General features: G+C 68.8%; 10 protein-coding genes. 7 read left to right on the forward strand and 3 right to left on the reverse strand.

The window, feature by feature from the left end:
* The first annotated feature begins 108 nt into the window (after window positions 1-108).
* From D3H34_RS10430 to D3H34_RS10445, 4 genes are all read left to right on the forward strand, one after another.
* Window positions 109-2,583 (forward strand): DNA internalization-related competence protein ComEC/Rec2, encoded by a 2,475-nt coding sequence (locus tag D3H34_RS10430; protein ID WP_119553379.1) that lies wholly within the window; start codon window positions 109-111, stop codon window positions 2,581-2,583.
* Between the two features lie 114 nt (window positions 2,584-2,697).
* Complete coding sequence (locus tag D3H34_RS10435) at window positions 2,698-4,194, forward strand: circularly permuted type 2 ATP-grasp protein (RefSeq protein WP_119553380.1); 1,497 nt, start codon at window positions 2,698-2,700, stop codon at window positions 4,192-4,194.
* 11 nt (window positions 4,195-4,205) lie between these two features.
* Entirely contained in the window at window positions 4,206-5,162 is a 957-nt protein-coding gene (locus D3H34_RS10440) for an alpha-E domain-containing protein (protein WP_119553381.1), read from the forward strand.
* 114 nt (window positions 5,163-5,276) lie between these two features.
* Window positions 5,277-5,879: an Lcl C-terminal domain-containing protein gene (locus D3H34_RS10445; RefSeq protein WP_119553382.1), complete on the forward strand. Its 603-nt coding sequence runs from the start codon at window positions 5,277-5,279 to the stop codon at window positions 5,877-5,879.
* Window positions 5,880-5,895: 16 nt separating this feature from the next.
* On the opposite strand, the gene D3H34_RS10450 is transcribed toward D3H34_RS10445, so the two are convergent.
* Window positions 5,896-7,554: a phosphoethanolamine transferase gene (locus D3H34_RS10450; protein WP_167481172.1), complete on the reverse strand. Its 1,659-nt coding sequence runs from the start codon at window positions 7,552-7,554 to the stop codon at window positions 5,896-5,898.
* 210 nt (window positions 7,555-7,764) lie between these two features.
* Between D3H34_RS10450 and D3H34_RS10455 the strand changes: the two genes are divergently transcribed.
* Complete coding sequence (locus tag D3H34_RS10455; protein ID WP_119553384.1) at window positions 7,765-8,229, forward strand: SH3 domain-containing protein; 465 nt, start codon at window positions 7,765-7,767, stop codon at window positions 8,227-8,229.
* A 120-nt stretch (window positions 8,230-8,349) separates the two neighbouring features.
* Here D3H34_RS10455 and glpK read toward each other — a convergent pair whose 3' ends face one another.
* On the reverse strand, window positions 8,350-9,846 hold the full coding sequence (glpK, locus tag D3H34_RS10460; RefSeq protein ID WP_119553385.1) for a glycerol kinase GlpK: 1,497 nt from the start codon (window positions 9,844-9,846) through the stop codon (window positions 8,350-8,352).
* 18 nt (window positions 9,847-9,864) lie between these two features.
* Window positions 9,865-10,635, reverse strand: coding sequence for a DeoR/GlpR family DNA-binding transcription regulator (locus tag D3H34_RS10465; RefSeq protein ID WP_119553386.1), 771 nt, complete (start codon window positions 10,633-10,635; stop codon window positions 9,865-9,867).
* A gap of 122 nt (window positions 10,636-10,757) precedes the next feature.
* Between D3H34_RS10465 and glpD the strand changes: the two genes are divergently transcribed.
* Window positions 10,758-12,422: a glycerol-3-phosphate dehydrogenase gene (gene glpD, locus D3H34_RS10470; protein WP_119553387.1), complete on the forward strand. Its 1,665-nt coding sequence runs from the start codon at window positions 10,758-10,760 to the stop codon at window positions 12,420-12,422.
* Window positions 12,423-12,483: 61 nt separating this feature from the next.
* Entirely contained in the window at window positions 12,484-13,557 is a 1,074-nt protein-coding gene (locus D3H34_RS10475) for an ABC transporter ATP-binding protein (protein WP_119553388.1), read from the forward strand.
* The last annotated feature ends 1 nt before the right edge of the window (window position 13,558 follow it).

Genomic DNA, 13,558 nt, shown 5'->3' on the forward strand with positions numbered 1-13,558 from the left:
CAGTGCAGCGAGGTTGCATCGAAAAGATGTCTCTGGTGAGACGCATACTAGCCCAGTTGCCAAGCAATTAACGCGCCATCGAGCGTGGGTTGGGGGAGGGTTTGCATCATGGATTCCGGGGTGTCTGGAGGCCGGTCGCGGCGTGCGTCCGGTGGGGTCGCGGGTGGGGCGGGCGCCTTCGTGGCGCTCGGCGGAACGCTGCTCGGCGCGGCCTTGCAGTTACGTCAGCCGCAGCTGTGGGAGGCGGGCGTCTACGCCGCGTTGCTGCTGGCGGGGCTCGGTGGCGGATGGCTGGTGTGGCGGCGCCGATGGGGTCGGCTGGCCGTGCTGATGTCGTTGTCGCTGGCCTGCGGTGCGATGGCCGGCGCAGGCCTGGCCGGGTGGCGCGCGACCGCCTATGTGCGCGGGGCACTGGATCCTCGACTCGAAGGGCGTGACCTGCAACTGACGGGCGTGGTCTCGCAGATGCCCCAGCGCAGCGACATCGGAACGCGCTTCCGTTTCGACGTGGAGGCGGCGCAATGGACCGGGGCTGCGCGCGACGACGCGCCGCCGACGGTGCCCTCGCGCATCTCGCTCGCCTGGTACGGCGAACACAGCGGCGTCTGGGAGCAACCCGCCGAGCGACGTGCGTCTGCCGCTCGCACCGTGGGCGAGGTGCATGCCGGCCAGCGATGGCAGCTGACCGTGCGCCTGCGTGCGCCGCACGGCAACCTCAATCCGCACGGCTTCGACAGCGAGCTGTGGGCGTGGGAGCAGGGCGTGCACGCTCACGGCCACGTGCGCACCGGCGCGCGCGACCCCGCGCCGCGCCTGCTGGGCGCCACCTGGCAACACCCCGTCGAACGGGCACGCGAGTCCGTGCGCGATGCGGTGTTCGCACGCGTGGACGACCGACGCGAAGCCGGTGTGATCGCCGCGCTGGTCACGGGCGACCAGGGCGCGATCGACCGCGCCGACTGGGACGTGTTCCGGGCCACCGGCGTGGCCCACCTGATGTCGATCTCGGGCTTGCACATCACCCTGTTCGCCTGGTTCGCGGCGCATGTCGTGGGCGCGCTCTGGCGGCGCAGCAGCCGGCTGATGCTGCGGGTGCCCGCACCGCAGGCAGCGCTCGCCGGCGGCGTGCTGCTGGCCGCGCTGTATGCGCTTTTCAGCGGCTGGGGCGTGCCCTCGCAGCGCACGGTCTGGATGCTCGCGACCGTGGCGCTCTTGCGCCTGACCGGCCGGCGCTGGCCGTGGCCGCATGTCTGGCTGCTGACGGCGGCGGTCGTGGTGGTCGCCGACCCGTGGGCGCTGCTGCAGGCTGGCTTCTGGCTCAGCTTCGTGGCGGTCGCGGTGCTGTTCGCCTCCGCCACCGCGGCGCCGGGCGAGGGGCGGGCAGGGGCCGTCACCCGGCTGGGTCGCTTTTTCCGAGAGCAATGGACGATCACGCTGGCGCTCACGCCGCTCAGCTTGCTGCTGTTCCAGCAGGTGTCGGTGGTCGGGCTCGTGGCCAATGCGCTCGCGATCCCGTGGGTGACGCTGGTGATCACGCCGCTGGCGATGCTCGGCGTGGCGGTGCCGCCGTTGTGGGACGTGGCGGCCGGCGCTGTGAAGCTCTTCGCATTGCTGCTGCAGGGTTTCGCCAGCTTGCCGTTCGCTACGCTGTCGATGGCCGCGCCGCCGCCGTGGCTGGCCGCTGGCGGTGTCGTGGGCGGCGTGTTGCTGGCGATGCGCCTGCCGTGGCCGATGCGGGCGCTCGGGCTGCCGTTGCTGTTGCCGGTGCTGCTGTGGCAGCCGGCGCGCCCGGCCGTGGGCGAGTTCGATCTGCTGGCCGCCGACATCGGTCAGGGCAATGCGGTGCTCGTGCGCACCGCCACGCACAGTCTGCTGTACGACGCCGGCCCGCGCTACGGGCTCGACAGCGACGCCGGCGATCGCGTGCTCGTGCCCCTGCTGCGCGCCCGGGGCGAACGGCTTGACACGCTGCTGCTGAGCCACCGCGACATCGACCACACGGGCGGCGCGGCCGCCGTGCTCGCCATGCAGCCGCAGGCCGCGCTACTCAGTTCCATCGAGGCAGGTCATCCGCTGCAGGCCCTGCGTCCCGCGCGCCGCTGTGAGGCCGGCCAGCGCTGGACCTGGGACGGCGTGGGCTTCGAAGTGCTGTATCCCTTCGACAGCGACTACCGAAGCTTCACGCGACCCAATGCCGTGTCCTGCGTGCTGCGCATCGGCAACGGCCGTGCCACGGCGCTGCTGGCCGGCGACATCGAACGGCTGCAGGAGGTTGCGCTGGTGTCGCGTACGCCGCAACAACTGCAGGCCGACGTGCTGCTGGTGCCGCATCACGGCAGCAAGACCTCGTCGAGCGAGGCCTTCCTCGACGCGGTCGGCCCGCGCATCGCACTGGTCCAGGTCGGCTACCGCAGCCGCTTCGGCCACCCGGCGCCCGAGGTGGTGGCGCGCTACACCCGGCGCGACGTGCAGGTGGTCGACAGCCCGCGCTGCGGCGCGGCCCATTGGGCGAGCCCACGGCCTGCCGAAGTGAAGTGTGAACGCGCGCACGATCTGCGCTATTGGCGCCACCGCCTTCCCTGAGCCTTCCCTGAGGCGTCGCTGGAAACCTTTCAAAGGCCCCCGGTTTGCGCCCAACCTAGGGCTTCTACTGGCCTCGAACTTGCTAAGCTATGGCTCAAGGAGATTGGTCGTTCCATGCACAAATTTGACGAGATGTATGAGCAGCTCCCCTACGCGGGCGCTGCAATCCGACAGCACTACAAGCGCTACGACCAATGGCTCGCGAAGCAACCCGGTGAGGTGATGCGATCGCGACGCGAAGAGGCGGAAATGATTTTCCGCCGGGTCGGCATCACCTTCGCGGTGTACGGCGCCAAGGACGAGGACGGCTCGGGCACCGAGCGCCTGATCCCGTTCGACCTGCTGCCCCGCATCATTCCCTCCCACGAGTGGGAGAGCATGGAAAAGGGGCTGGTGCAGCGTGTCACTGCGCTCAACCGCTTCCTGTACGACGTGTACCACGACCAGGAGATCATCAAGGCCGGCATCATCCCGGCCGAGCAGATCCTGAACAACGCCCAGTTCCGCCCCGAGATGATGGGCGTGAACGTGCCGCACAACGTCTACTCGAACATCTCGGGCATCGACATCGTGCGCGCCCCCGACGCGCAGGGCAACGGCGAGTACTACGTGCTCGAGGACAACCTGCGCGTGCCCAGCGGCGTGAGCTACATGCTCGAGAACCGCAAGATGATGATGCGGCTCTTCCCGGAGCTGTTCAACCAGAACCGCATCGCGCCGGTCGCGCACTACCCCGACCTGCTGCTCGAAACGCTGCGCGCCAGCGCGCCGCCGGCCACGGCCGAGCCCACCGTGGTGGTGCTCACGCCCGGCATGTACAACAGCGCCTACTTCGAGCACGCCTTCCTCGCCCAGCAGATGGGCGTGGAACTCGTCGAGGGGCAGGACCTGTTCGTGAAGGACGACTTCGTCTACATGCGCACCACGCGCGGCCCGGTGCGGGTCGACGTGATCTACCGCCGCGTCGACGACGACTTCCTCGACCCCGATGTGTTCCGTCCGACCTCCACGCTGGGCTGCGCGGGCCTGATGCGCGCCTACCGCGCGGGCAACGTCGTGATCTGCAATGCCGTGGGCACGGGCGTGGCCGACGACAAGTCGATCTACCCCTACGTGCCGAAGATGGTCGAGTTCTACCTCGGCGAGAAGCCGATCCTGAAGAACGTGCCCACCTACATGTGCCGCAACAAGGACGAGCTGCAGTACACGCTCGACAACATGAAGGACCTGGTCGTCAAGGAGGTGCACGGCGCCGGCGGCTACGGCATGCTCATCGGCCCGGCCGCCACGCAGGCCGAGATCGAGGACTTCAAGAAAGCCGTCATCGCCAAGCCCGACGGCTACATCGCCCAGCCCACGCTGAGCCTGTCGACCTCGCCGACCTTCGTCGACGCCGGCATCGCGCCGCGCCACATCGACCTGCGTCCCTTCGTGCTCTCGGGCAAGGAAGTGCAGATGGTGCCCGGCGGCCTCACGCGCGTGGCACTGAAGGAAGGGTCGCTGGTGGTCAACTCGTCGCAGGGCGGCGGCACCAAGGACACCTGGATTCTCGAAGCGGACCGCACGGCCAAGCCGAAGGCGGCCGCGCCCTCGCAAAGCCAATCGCAGTAGGAGCACACACGATGCTGTCCCGCACCGCAGACCACCTCTACTGGATGTCCCGCTACACCGAGCGTGCCGAGAACACGGCACGCATGCTCGACGTCAACTACCAGACCTCGCTGCTGCCGCAGTCGGCCGAAGTCGCCAAGTACGGCTGGCAGGGCGTGCTCTCGATCAGCGAGCTCCTGCCCTGGTACAGCAAGAAGTACGACCAGATCGCACCGAATGAGGTCATGGAGTTCATGGTCAAGGACGAGAGCAATCCGTCGTCGATCGTCTCCTGCCTGAAGGCCGCGCGCGAGAACGCCCGCGCCGTGCGCGGCGCGCTCACCACCGAGGCCTGGGAAACGCAGAACACCACCTGGCTCGAAGTGAACCGCATGCTGCGCGCGGGCGACTTCGAGCGCGACCCGGGCCAGTTCTTCGAGTGGGTCAAGTTCCGCTCGCACCTGTCGCGCGGCGTCACGCTGGGCACCATGCTCCAGGATGAGGCGTTCTACTTCTCGCGCCTGGGCACCTTTTTGGAGCGTGCCGACAACACGGCGCGCCTGGTCGACGTGAAGTTCCACGCGCTCAACAGCGAGTTCTTCGGTGCCGCCACCGAGGAAGATCAGGAGTACGACTTCTATCACTGGAGCGCGATTCTGCGCAGCGTTTCGGCCTTCGAGGTGTACCGCAAGGTCTACCGCGACGTGATCAAGCCCGAGCGCGTGGCCGAGCTGCTCATTCTTCGCGCCGACATGCCGCGCTCGCTGCACGCCAGCCTGGTCGAGGTGGTCAACAACCTCGCGAAGGTGCAGAACGAACACAGCGCCGAAACGCAGCGCCGCGCCGGCAAGCTGCTGGCCGACCTGCAGTACGCGCGGGTCGACGAAATCCTGGCGACGGGCCTGCACGCCTACCTCACGCAGTTCCTCGACCGGGTGAACGAACTGGGCGGGCGGATCAGCCAGGACTTCCTGGTGCCGGCGCACTGACAACGCATTGAATCGACGTCCTGCGGGCCCCAGGCAGGCCCCGGGACTTCGAGCCTCCGGCGGTAGCATTCGGGATTCGACCCCGATACCGATTGCTGACCGCAGGGAGTTCCCATGAAGAAATCAATGCTTGCCCTTGATGGCAAGTGGTTGGCCGCCGCCTTGGCGGCCGTCGTGCTGCTCGCCGGTTGCGACCAGGCCGCGTCACCGAAAGCACAAGCCTCGGCCCAGGCCTCGACGCCCGTCGTCTTCGATGCCGCCACGGGATTGCGCTGGCTGCGCTGCGCCCTGGGGCAGACGTGGCAGGGCGGTCGTTGCGTCGGCGAGGCCGAGGCCTTGAGCCTGATGGACGCGCAGGCGCGCGTGCAGGCGCTCAACGAGAAGGGCCACGAAGGCATCTCGCAATGGCGGCTGCCGACCATCGTGGAGCTGGCGGCGCTGCGGCGTTGCGACCACGGCCTGGTCGACGAACAGTTCACGCTCGAACTCAGCCCCGAGAAAGAACCCGTCACCGTGCCGCGGTGGTGCGCCCGCGAAACATCCGTGCCCACCATCGACAGCGCACGCTTTCCCGATACGCCGCTGGTCAAGTTCTGGTCGGGCTCGGGCAGCGAGGCCGCGCAGCACTTCTATGCCGTGGACTTCAGCAATGCCTGGATCGGACTGAACGAGGCGGCCGAAGCCACCCACGCGGTGCGGCCGGTGGCCGACCGCTAGTGCTCGTCATCGCGGCCTAGCGCGAGAACGACTCCACCGCCACCGGAATCTCCGGCGCCTGCCATTGGTAGGCCTCGCTGAGCACGTTGCGCTCGGCCTTCTGCCCGCTCCAGCGGATGCCCAGCAGGTCCATCAGGCTCCAGCCGGCCCAGTCCGCGCGAAAGGGTTGCTGCGTGGCGGCGCCGGTGGGCAGCGCTTCGCGGTTGCGCCAGACCACGGTCGGGATGCGATAGCCCGAGGCGGTCGCGGGGCTGTGGCCTGCGCGGTCGCTGCCGTGGCCTACTTCCTGGCCATGGTCCGACAGGTACATCCAGGCGCGGTAGTCGTCGGGCCTGCCCGTGCTGCGGGTCTGTTGCAGCAGCTCCGACACCACGAAGTCGTGGTACAGCAGCGCGGCGTCGTATTCATGACGGAAGTGCCGCACCAGGGCCGAGCGGCCGTCTTTCACGAGGCCGTTCTCGACGGCATCCACGCGGTCGTCGAAGGGGTTGGCGTTCTCGGGAAAGCGCAGGCTGTAGTGCGGATGCGCGCCCATCAGGTGGACCACGATGAGCTTGCGTTCGGTGCTGGTGTCTGCAAACGCCTCCTGTACGCAATCGAGGATTTCGCCGTCGAGCGAGGCGCTGGCGCGGCCCGGCGTGCGGTTCACCATGTCGACCACGTCGGCATAGCGCGCATGCTCCTGCTCGATGGCCAGGTCGTCGTGGTTGCTGATCCACCAGACCTTGTAGCCGGCGGCGCGCGCCAGGGCCAGCAGGTGGGGCGGGCCCCCTGCATTTCCGTTGGAGGGCTGGCCGAAATGGAACATGTTGCGCAGCGCGGGCAGGGTGCTCGCGTCCACCGACCACGCGTTCTGCAGCACGGCCATGCGGTCGCCTTCCTGCGCCTTGTGCGCCTGCAGGCGCGGCGTGGTCGGGCGGCCGTAGCCGTACAGCCCCATGTTGTCGCGGTTGATGCTGTCGGTGATGACGAGCACGACCGTGGAGGGCCCTTCGCGCGAGATCACCGGCGCGATCTGCCGGGCCTGGGCCATCTGCGCATCGCGGGTTTCCTGTTGCCCGGCCCAGGCGGCGCGCTGAGCCTGCAGCGACTGTGACCATTGGGTCCAGAAGACGGCTGGATGCAGCCGGCGCCAGGGCTTGCTCACGTAGGCCACGCAGGCGGCCAGCAGGATCAGGAGCAGCAGCGACCGCGCCCAGAACGGCCGCCGCGCACGCGGCGCCGCCGATGCCACGGCCGCGGCACCGCGCCGTGCGAACAGGCCTGCCAGCACGCCCGCCGCTGCGAGCGCGGCCGACCAGACCACCGCGGAGCGCCAGTGCATGCGGAGGTATTCGGCGCTTTCGCGTGCGTTGGTGTTGGCCGCCGCGCCCAGCACCATGGCGCTGTCGGGCGCGGCCTGGTAGGTGTCGAGCAGGTAGGCGCGCACCACGGCGTCGAGGCCGAAGCCCATCACCCAGAGCCACACGAGCGCCGTGCGCCAGCGCCGCAGGCGCGCGCTGTGCAACGGCCACAGCAGCCAGAGCACGGGCGGCGCGGCGAGCACCGCGAGCTGGGCGATGCGGCGGCCGTCGTGCCCCAAGGCGATCAGCGCCAGCAGCGTGGCGCTGACCACGCCGAAGGCCAGCAGGGCGCTGGAGTGGTGACGCGGGGCGTCGGTGTGGGGATGTGTCAAGCGCGGCGTGGGGGAGTCGAAAGCGGCCGAATTCTGCCCCGCACCTTGCGGCAACGCGTTCAGTGTCCCGACCCTCGCGGGGTCTTTGAAGGCCGCAAGAGGCTCGCCTCAGGGATATCCCCGCGGAACTTATTCGCGCTCAGGGTCCCAGAGGGGCTTCGCCCGGCATTGCCGGACCTCTTGTGTCTCTTCGAAAGGAACCTTCGCCCCATGGCCCGATTCAGCCGCCGACTGCCCGCGCTCCTGCTCGCATTCTTCTTCTCGTGGATGGTGCTGCCGTCCGCCTTTGCCGCGCAGCCGCAGATGGTCAGTGTCGCGGTCAAGACGCTGAACATGCGCACCGGCCCCACCCAGCGCGCCGAAGCGCACTGGACGGTCAGTCGGGGCTACCCGCTGCGCGTGATCGGCCGCAAGGGCGAATGGCTGCGGGTCACCGACTTCGAGAACGACAAGGCCTGGGTCTACCGTTCGATGACGAACAAGACGCCGCACCACGTGGTGAAGGCCAAGACCGCTCAACTGCGCCGCGCACCCGGCGCGCGCAGCCCGGTCGTGAAGAAGGCCGTGTACGGCGACGTGCTGCGCACCCTCGAGCGCCGTGGCGACTGGGTCAAGGTGCGCCACGAAGGCGGCGCCACCGGCTGGGTGCCCAAGCGCCAGGTCTGGGGCTGGTAAGCCCGCGTCAGTCGGCTTGTTCGCGAGACACCGCGGAACCGGCTTCGCAGGGCCGCTGGTGTCGCCCCCGGTGGGGGGTAGGAGAAGCGACACGAAGTGCGCGAAGCCTGGGGGTGAGCTTCAATTTGCTGTCGCTTGGCGCACTGCACGCTCCCAGCGCGCCATCGACTCTTCAGCCTGCGCGCGGCCCATGGTCGGCATGAAACGGCGATCGACTTTCCACAGCTTCGAGAGCTGGCGCGCGTCGGTGTAGACGCCGGTCGACAGCCCCGCCAGGTAGGCCGCGCCCAGCGCGGTGGTCTCGACCACTTCGGGCCGCACCACCGGAATGCCCAGCAGGTCGGCCTGGAACTGCATCAGCAGGTCATTCACGCTCGCGCCGCCGTCCACACGCAGCTCGGCCACGGGCTTGCCGCCGGCAGCCACGGCGTCGCGGCTCATGGCCTGCAGCAGCGCGGCGCTCTGGTAGGCGATGCTCTCGAGCGCGGCGCGCGCGATGTGCGCGACCGTGGTGCCGCGCGTGAGGCCGGTGATCGTGCCGCGTGCATCCGCATCCCAGTAGGGCGCGCCCAGGCCGGTGAAGGCCGGCACCATCATCACGCCGCCCGCGTCGGGCACGCTCTCGGCCAGTGACTGCACCTCGGCGCTGCCCTTGATGGCCTTGAGGCCGTCGCGCAGCCACTGCACCACGGCGCCGCCGACGAACACGCTGCCTTCCATGGCGTACTGCGGGGTGGCATCGGTCTGCGCGGCGCTGGTCACGAGCAGCCCGTTCTGCGACGGCTGGAAGGCGGCGCCCGTGTGCATGAGCAGGAAGCAGCCGGTGCCGTAGGTGTTCTTGGCCATGCCGGCCTCGAAGCAGGCCTGGCCGAAGAGGGCGCTCTGCTGGTCGCCGGCCACGCCGCCGATGGGCAGCGTGTGGCCGAGCAGCGCAGCATCGGTGTCGGCGAAGTGCGAACTCGACGGCTGCACCTTCGGCATCAGCGAGGCGGGAATATCGAGTGCCTTCAGCAGGTCGGCGTCCCACTCGTTGCGGCGCACGTTGAAGAGCATGGTGCGCGAGGCGTTGCTCACGTCGGTCACGTGCACCTTGCCGCCGGTGAGCTGCCACATGAGCCAGCTGTCGACGGTGCCGAAGGCCAGCTCGCCACGTTCGGCCTGCGCGCGGGCGCCGGGCACGTGGTCCAGCAGCCAGCGCAGCTTGGTGCCCGAGAAGTACGCATCGATCACCAGACCGGTCTTTTCGCGGATGGTGTCGCTCAGCCCCTGCTCTCGCAGCTGCGCGCACAGCGGTTCGGCGCGGCGGTCCTGCCAGACGATGGCGTGGTGCACCGGCTGGCCTGTCTTGCGGTTCCACAGCACGGTGGTCTCGCGCTGGTTGGTGATGCCGATGGCGTGGATGTCGGTGGCCTGCAGCTTCGCCTTGGCGAGCACTTCGCGCGCGGTGGCGAGCTGGCTGCGCCAGATTTCCATCGGGTCGTGCTCGACCCAGCCCGGCTGCGGGTAGATCTGCGTGAGCTCTTTCTGTGCGATGGCGACGATGCGGCCTTCGCGGTCGAACACGATGCTGCGCGAGCTGGAGGTGCCCTGGTCGAGGGCGAGCAGGTAGGTGGTCATTTCGGTCGGTGTTTCTTCTCAGTTGTCGCGCGCGATCTCGAGCCGTACCCGTGCCGCATGCAGCAGCTCGGGGAAAGGCGGCGGTGGCGGGGCGTCGGTGATGAGCCGGTCGATCTGCGACAGCGTGCCCAGCTCGATCATCGCCGGCCGGTTGAACTTGCTCGCATCGGCCGCCAGCCACACCTCGCGCGCCTGGGCAATGATGGTCTGCGCGACCTTCACCTCGCGCAGGTCGAAGTCGCGCAGCGAGCCGTCGGCCTCGATGCTCGACACGCCGATGAGCGCGATGTCGACCTTGAACTGGCGGATGAAGTCGATGGTGGCCTCGCCCACCACGGCGCGGTCGCGCGGGCGCACCGAGCCGCCGGCCACGATCACCTCGCAGGCCGTGTTGCCGCTCAGGATGGTCGCCACGTTCAGGTTGTTGGTGATCACGCGCAGGCCCGTGTGGCGCATCAGCGCCTTGGCGATGGCCTCGGTGGTGGTGCCGATGTTCAGGATCAGCGAGCAGTCGTTGGGCACCAGCTCGGCCACGCGGCGGGCGATGCGCGCCTTGCCGTCGGCGTTGAGCGTTTCGCGCTGCTGGTAGCCGATGTTCTCGGTGGTGGAACTGGGCACGCGCACGCCGCCGTGAAAGCGCGTCAGCAACCCCGCGTCGGCCAGCCGCTGCACGTCGCGGCGCACGGTCTGCAGCGTCACGCCCAGCATGTCCGCGAGTTGTTCGACGGTGACGGAGCCGCGCGCGCGCACGGTGTCCAGGAGGTTGATCTGGCGCGGGTTGGAGTTCACAGGGGCGTCGTGGAAAGCGGAAAGACTGGGGTCGAGGGTACAGGGCGCGTCACTTTAAAACGAAAGAAAACGAAGCCGAGTAAGGGAAAACTCGGAGGAAAATCGCGCCAAAAGGAATCCAAATGAAAAAACTCGAAAATACAATCTCGGCCTTTGTTGGCAAAAGTCACGAAAAAAGTCACGAAACAACGGACCCCCAACCTGTGAGCGAAACCACCTCTCCAGCGGCCGCGCCGGCCACCACCGATTGCGATGTGCTGATCGTCGGCGGCGGCATCAATGGCTGCGGCATTGCGCGCGACCTGGCCGGCCGGGGCTGGCGCGTGGTCCTGTGCGAGAAGGACGACCTGGCCTCGCACACCTCTTCTTCTTCCACCAAGCTGATCCACGGCGGGCTGCGCTACCTGGAGTACTACGAGTTCTCGCTGGTGCGCAAGGCGCTGCAGGAGCGCGAAGTGCTGCTCAAGAGCGCGCCGCACATCATGTGGCCGCTGCGCTTCGTGATGCCGCACGACCCCTCGATGCGCCCGGCCTGGATGATCCGCATCGGCCTGTTCATGTACGACCACCTGGCCAGGCGCGAGGTGCTGCCGCCGTCGCGCGGCGTCGATCTGCGCCAGCACGCGGCCGGCGCGCCGCTCAAGCCGCAGTACAAGCGCGGCTTCGTGTATTCGGACGGCTGGGTCGACGACGCGCGGCTGGTGGTGCTCAACGCCATCGATGCGCGTTCGAAGGGCGCCGAGGTGCTCACGCGCACGCGCTGCATCCATGCGCAGCGCGGCACCGATGGCTGGGTCGCAACGCTCGAAGGTCCCGACGGCGCGCACCGCACCGTGCGCGCGCGCGCCGTGGTGAACGCGGCCGGCCCGTGGGCCGAGTCCTTCCTGCGCGGCGTGGCCCATTCGGCGCGCGGCGAGGCGCTGGCCACCAAGAGCCTGCGGCTCGTGAAGGGCAGTCACATCATCGTGCCGCGCCTGTTCGACCACGACCACGCCTACATCTTCCAGAACCCCGACAAGCGGATCATCTTCGCCATTCCCTACCAGGGCGCGTTCACGCTGATCGGCACCACAGACATCGAGATCAGCGGCGACGACCCCGGCGCCGCGCGCATCGCGCAGGAAGAAATCGACTACCTCTGCACCCAGGCCAGCCGCTACTTCGACAAGGCCATCGTGCCCGCCGACGTGGTCTGGACCTACTCGGGCGTGCGTCCGCTGCTGGACGACGCCTCGGGCGACCCCTCGGCCGTCACGCGCGACTACCTGCTCGAATCGAACACCACCGCCGCGCCGCTGCTGTCGGTGTGGGGCGGAAAGATCACCACCTTCCGCAAGCTGGCCGAGGACGCGGCCGACGAGGTGGGCCGCATGCTGGGCCAGTCGGGCGCGCAGCGCCCGGCCTGGACCGACGGCGCCTTCCTGGCCGGCGGCGACCTGTCGGCCTGGATCGGCGCGCCCAAGCGCCCCGACGAAGACTTCGAGCGCTTCGTGGCCGCCGTGCAGACGAAGTACCCCTGGCTCGACGCCGCACTCGCACGCCGCCTCTCGCGCGGCTACGGCGCGCGCGTGGCCGAACTGGTCGGCGAGGCGCAGTCGCTGGCCGACATGGGCGCCGAGGTGGCGCCCGGCCTGTACGAGCGCGAACTGCGCTTCCTGCAGGCGCGCGAATGGGCCGTGAGCTCGGACGACGTGCTCTGGCGGCGCACCAAGCTCGGCCTGCACTACACACCGGCGGAGCGCGAACAGGTCGCGATCTGGCTGCAGGCGAACGCCCGCCAGGACTGAAGCCCCTTTTGCAGCAAACCGCGGCAAGCCAGCGACAGAACAACAGGAAAAGAGAGGGCCCATGCAACTGACACTGGAGCGCGTCACCAAGAAGGTCGGCGCGCAGACCTGGCTCTACGAGCAGAGCATCGCGCCGAAAAGCGGCGCGGTGACCGTGCTGCTCGGCGCCACGCAGGCCGGCAAGACCAGCCTGATGCGCCTGATGGCCGGGCTCGACACGCCGAGCACGGGCCGTGTGCTCGTGGACGGCACGGACGTCACCGGCACGCCGGTGCGCGAGCGCAATGTCGCGATGGTCTATCAGCAGTTCATCAACTACCCGTCGCTCAAGGTGGCCGACAACATCGCCTCGCCGCTGAAGCTGCGCGGCGAATCGAACATCGATGCGCGGGTGAAGGCGCTGGCCGACAAGTTGCACATCGGCATGTTCCTCGACCGCTACCCGCAGGAACTGTCGGGCGGCCAGCAGCAGCGCGTGGCGCTGGCGCGCGCGCTCGCCAAGAATGCGCCGCTGATGCTGCTCGACGAGCCGCTGGTCAACCTCGACTACAAGCTGCGCGAAGGCCTGCGCGAAGAACTCACGCAGCTCTTCGCCACGGGCGACTCGACCGTCATCTACGCCACCACCGAGCCTGGCGAAGCGCTGCTGCTGGGCGGCTACACCGCCGTGATGGACGCGGGCGAACTGCTGCAGTACGGCCCCACGGCCGAGGTGTTCCATGCGCCGCAGTCGCTGCGCGTGGCGCGCGCCTTCAGCGATCCGCCGATGAACCTGCTGGCCGGCACGGCCAGCGCCGGCCGTGTGCAACTCGCGGGTGGCCCGGCATTGGCGCTGGCCTTGCCCGAGAACGTGTCGGGTGCGGTCACCGTGGGCCTGCGCGCGAGTGCGCTGAACGTCAATGCGGGGGAGGGCGACATCGCCTTGCCCGGCAAGGTGGAGCTGGCCGAGATCTCGGGCTCCGACACCTTCGTGCACGTCGAGACGGCGGTGGGCGAACTGGTGGCGCAGCTCACCGGCGTGCACCGCTTCGAGCTGGGCGCCTCGATCACGCTGTACTTCAGCGCGTCGCAGGCCTATGTGTTCGATGCCGGCGAGAAGCTGGCGCTGGCGCCCGCGTGGCGCAAAGGAGCTTGAG

Source organism: Acidovorax cavernicola, assembly GCF_003581445.1.

Bases quoted from the DNA above. Each gene is read 5' to 3' on its own strand.
- glpK (WP_119553385.1), bottom strand. From the start codon at position 9,846: ATGACCACCTACCTGCTCGCCCTCGACCAGGGCACCTCCAGCTCGCGC.
- D3H34_RS10455 (WP_119553384.1), top strand. From the start codon at position 7,765: ATGGCCCGATTCAGCCGCCGACTGCCCGCGCTCCTGCTCGCATTCTTC.
- D3H34_RS10440 (WP_119553381.1), top strand. From the start codon at position 4,206: ATGCTGTCCCGCACCGCAGACCACCTCTACTGGATGTCCCGCTACACC.
- D3H34_RS10430 (WP_119553379.1), top strand. From the start codon at position 109: ATGGATTCCGGGGTGTCTGGAGGCCGGTCGCGGCGTGCGTCCGGTGGG.
- D3H34_RS10435 (WP_119553380.1), top strand. From the start codon at position 2,698: ATGCACAAATTTGACGAGATGTATGAGCAGCTCCCCTACGCGGGCGCT.
- D3H34_RS10445 (WP_119553382.1), top strand. From the start codon at position 5,277: ATGAAGAAATCAATGCTTGCCCTTGATGGCAAGTGGTTGGCCGCCGCC.
- D3H34_RS10475 (WP_119553388.1), top strand. From the start codon at position 12,484: ATGCAACTGACACTGGAGCGCGTCACCAAGAAGGTCGGCGCGCAGACC.
- glpD (WP_119553387.1), top strand. From the start codon at position 10,758: ATGAAAAAACTCGAAAATACAATCTCGGCCTTTGTTGGCAAAAGTCAC.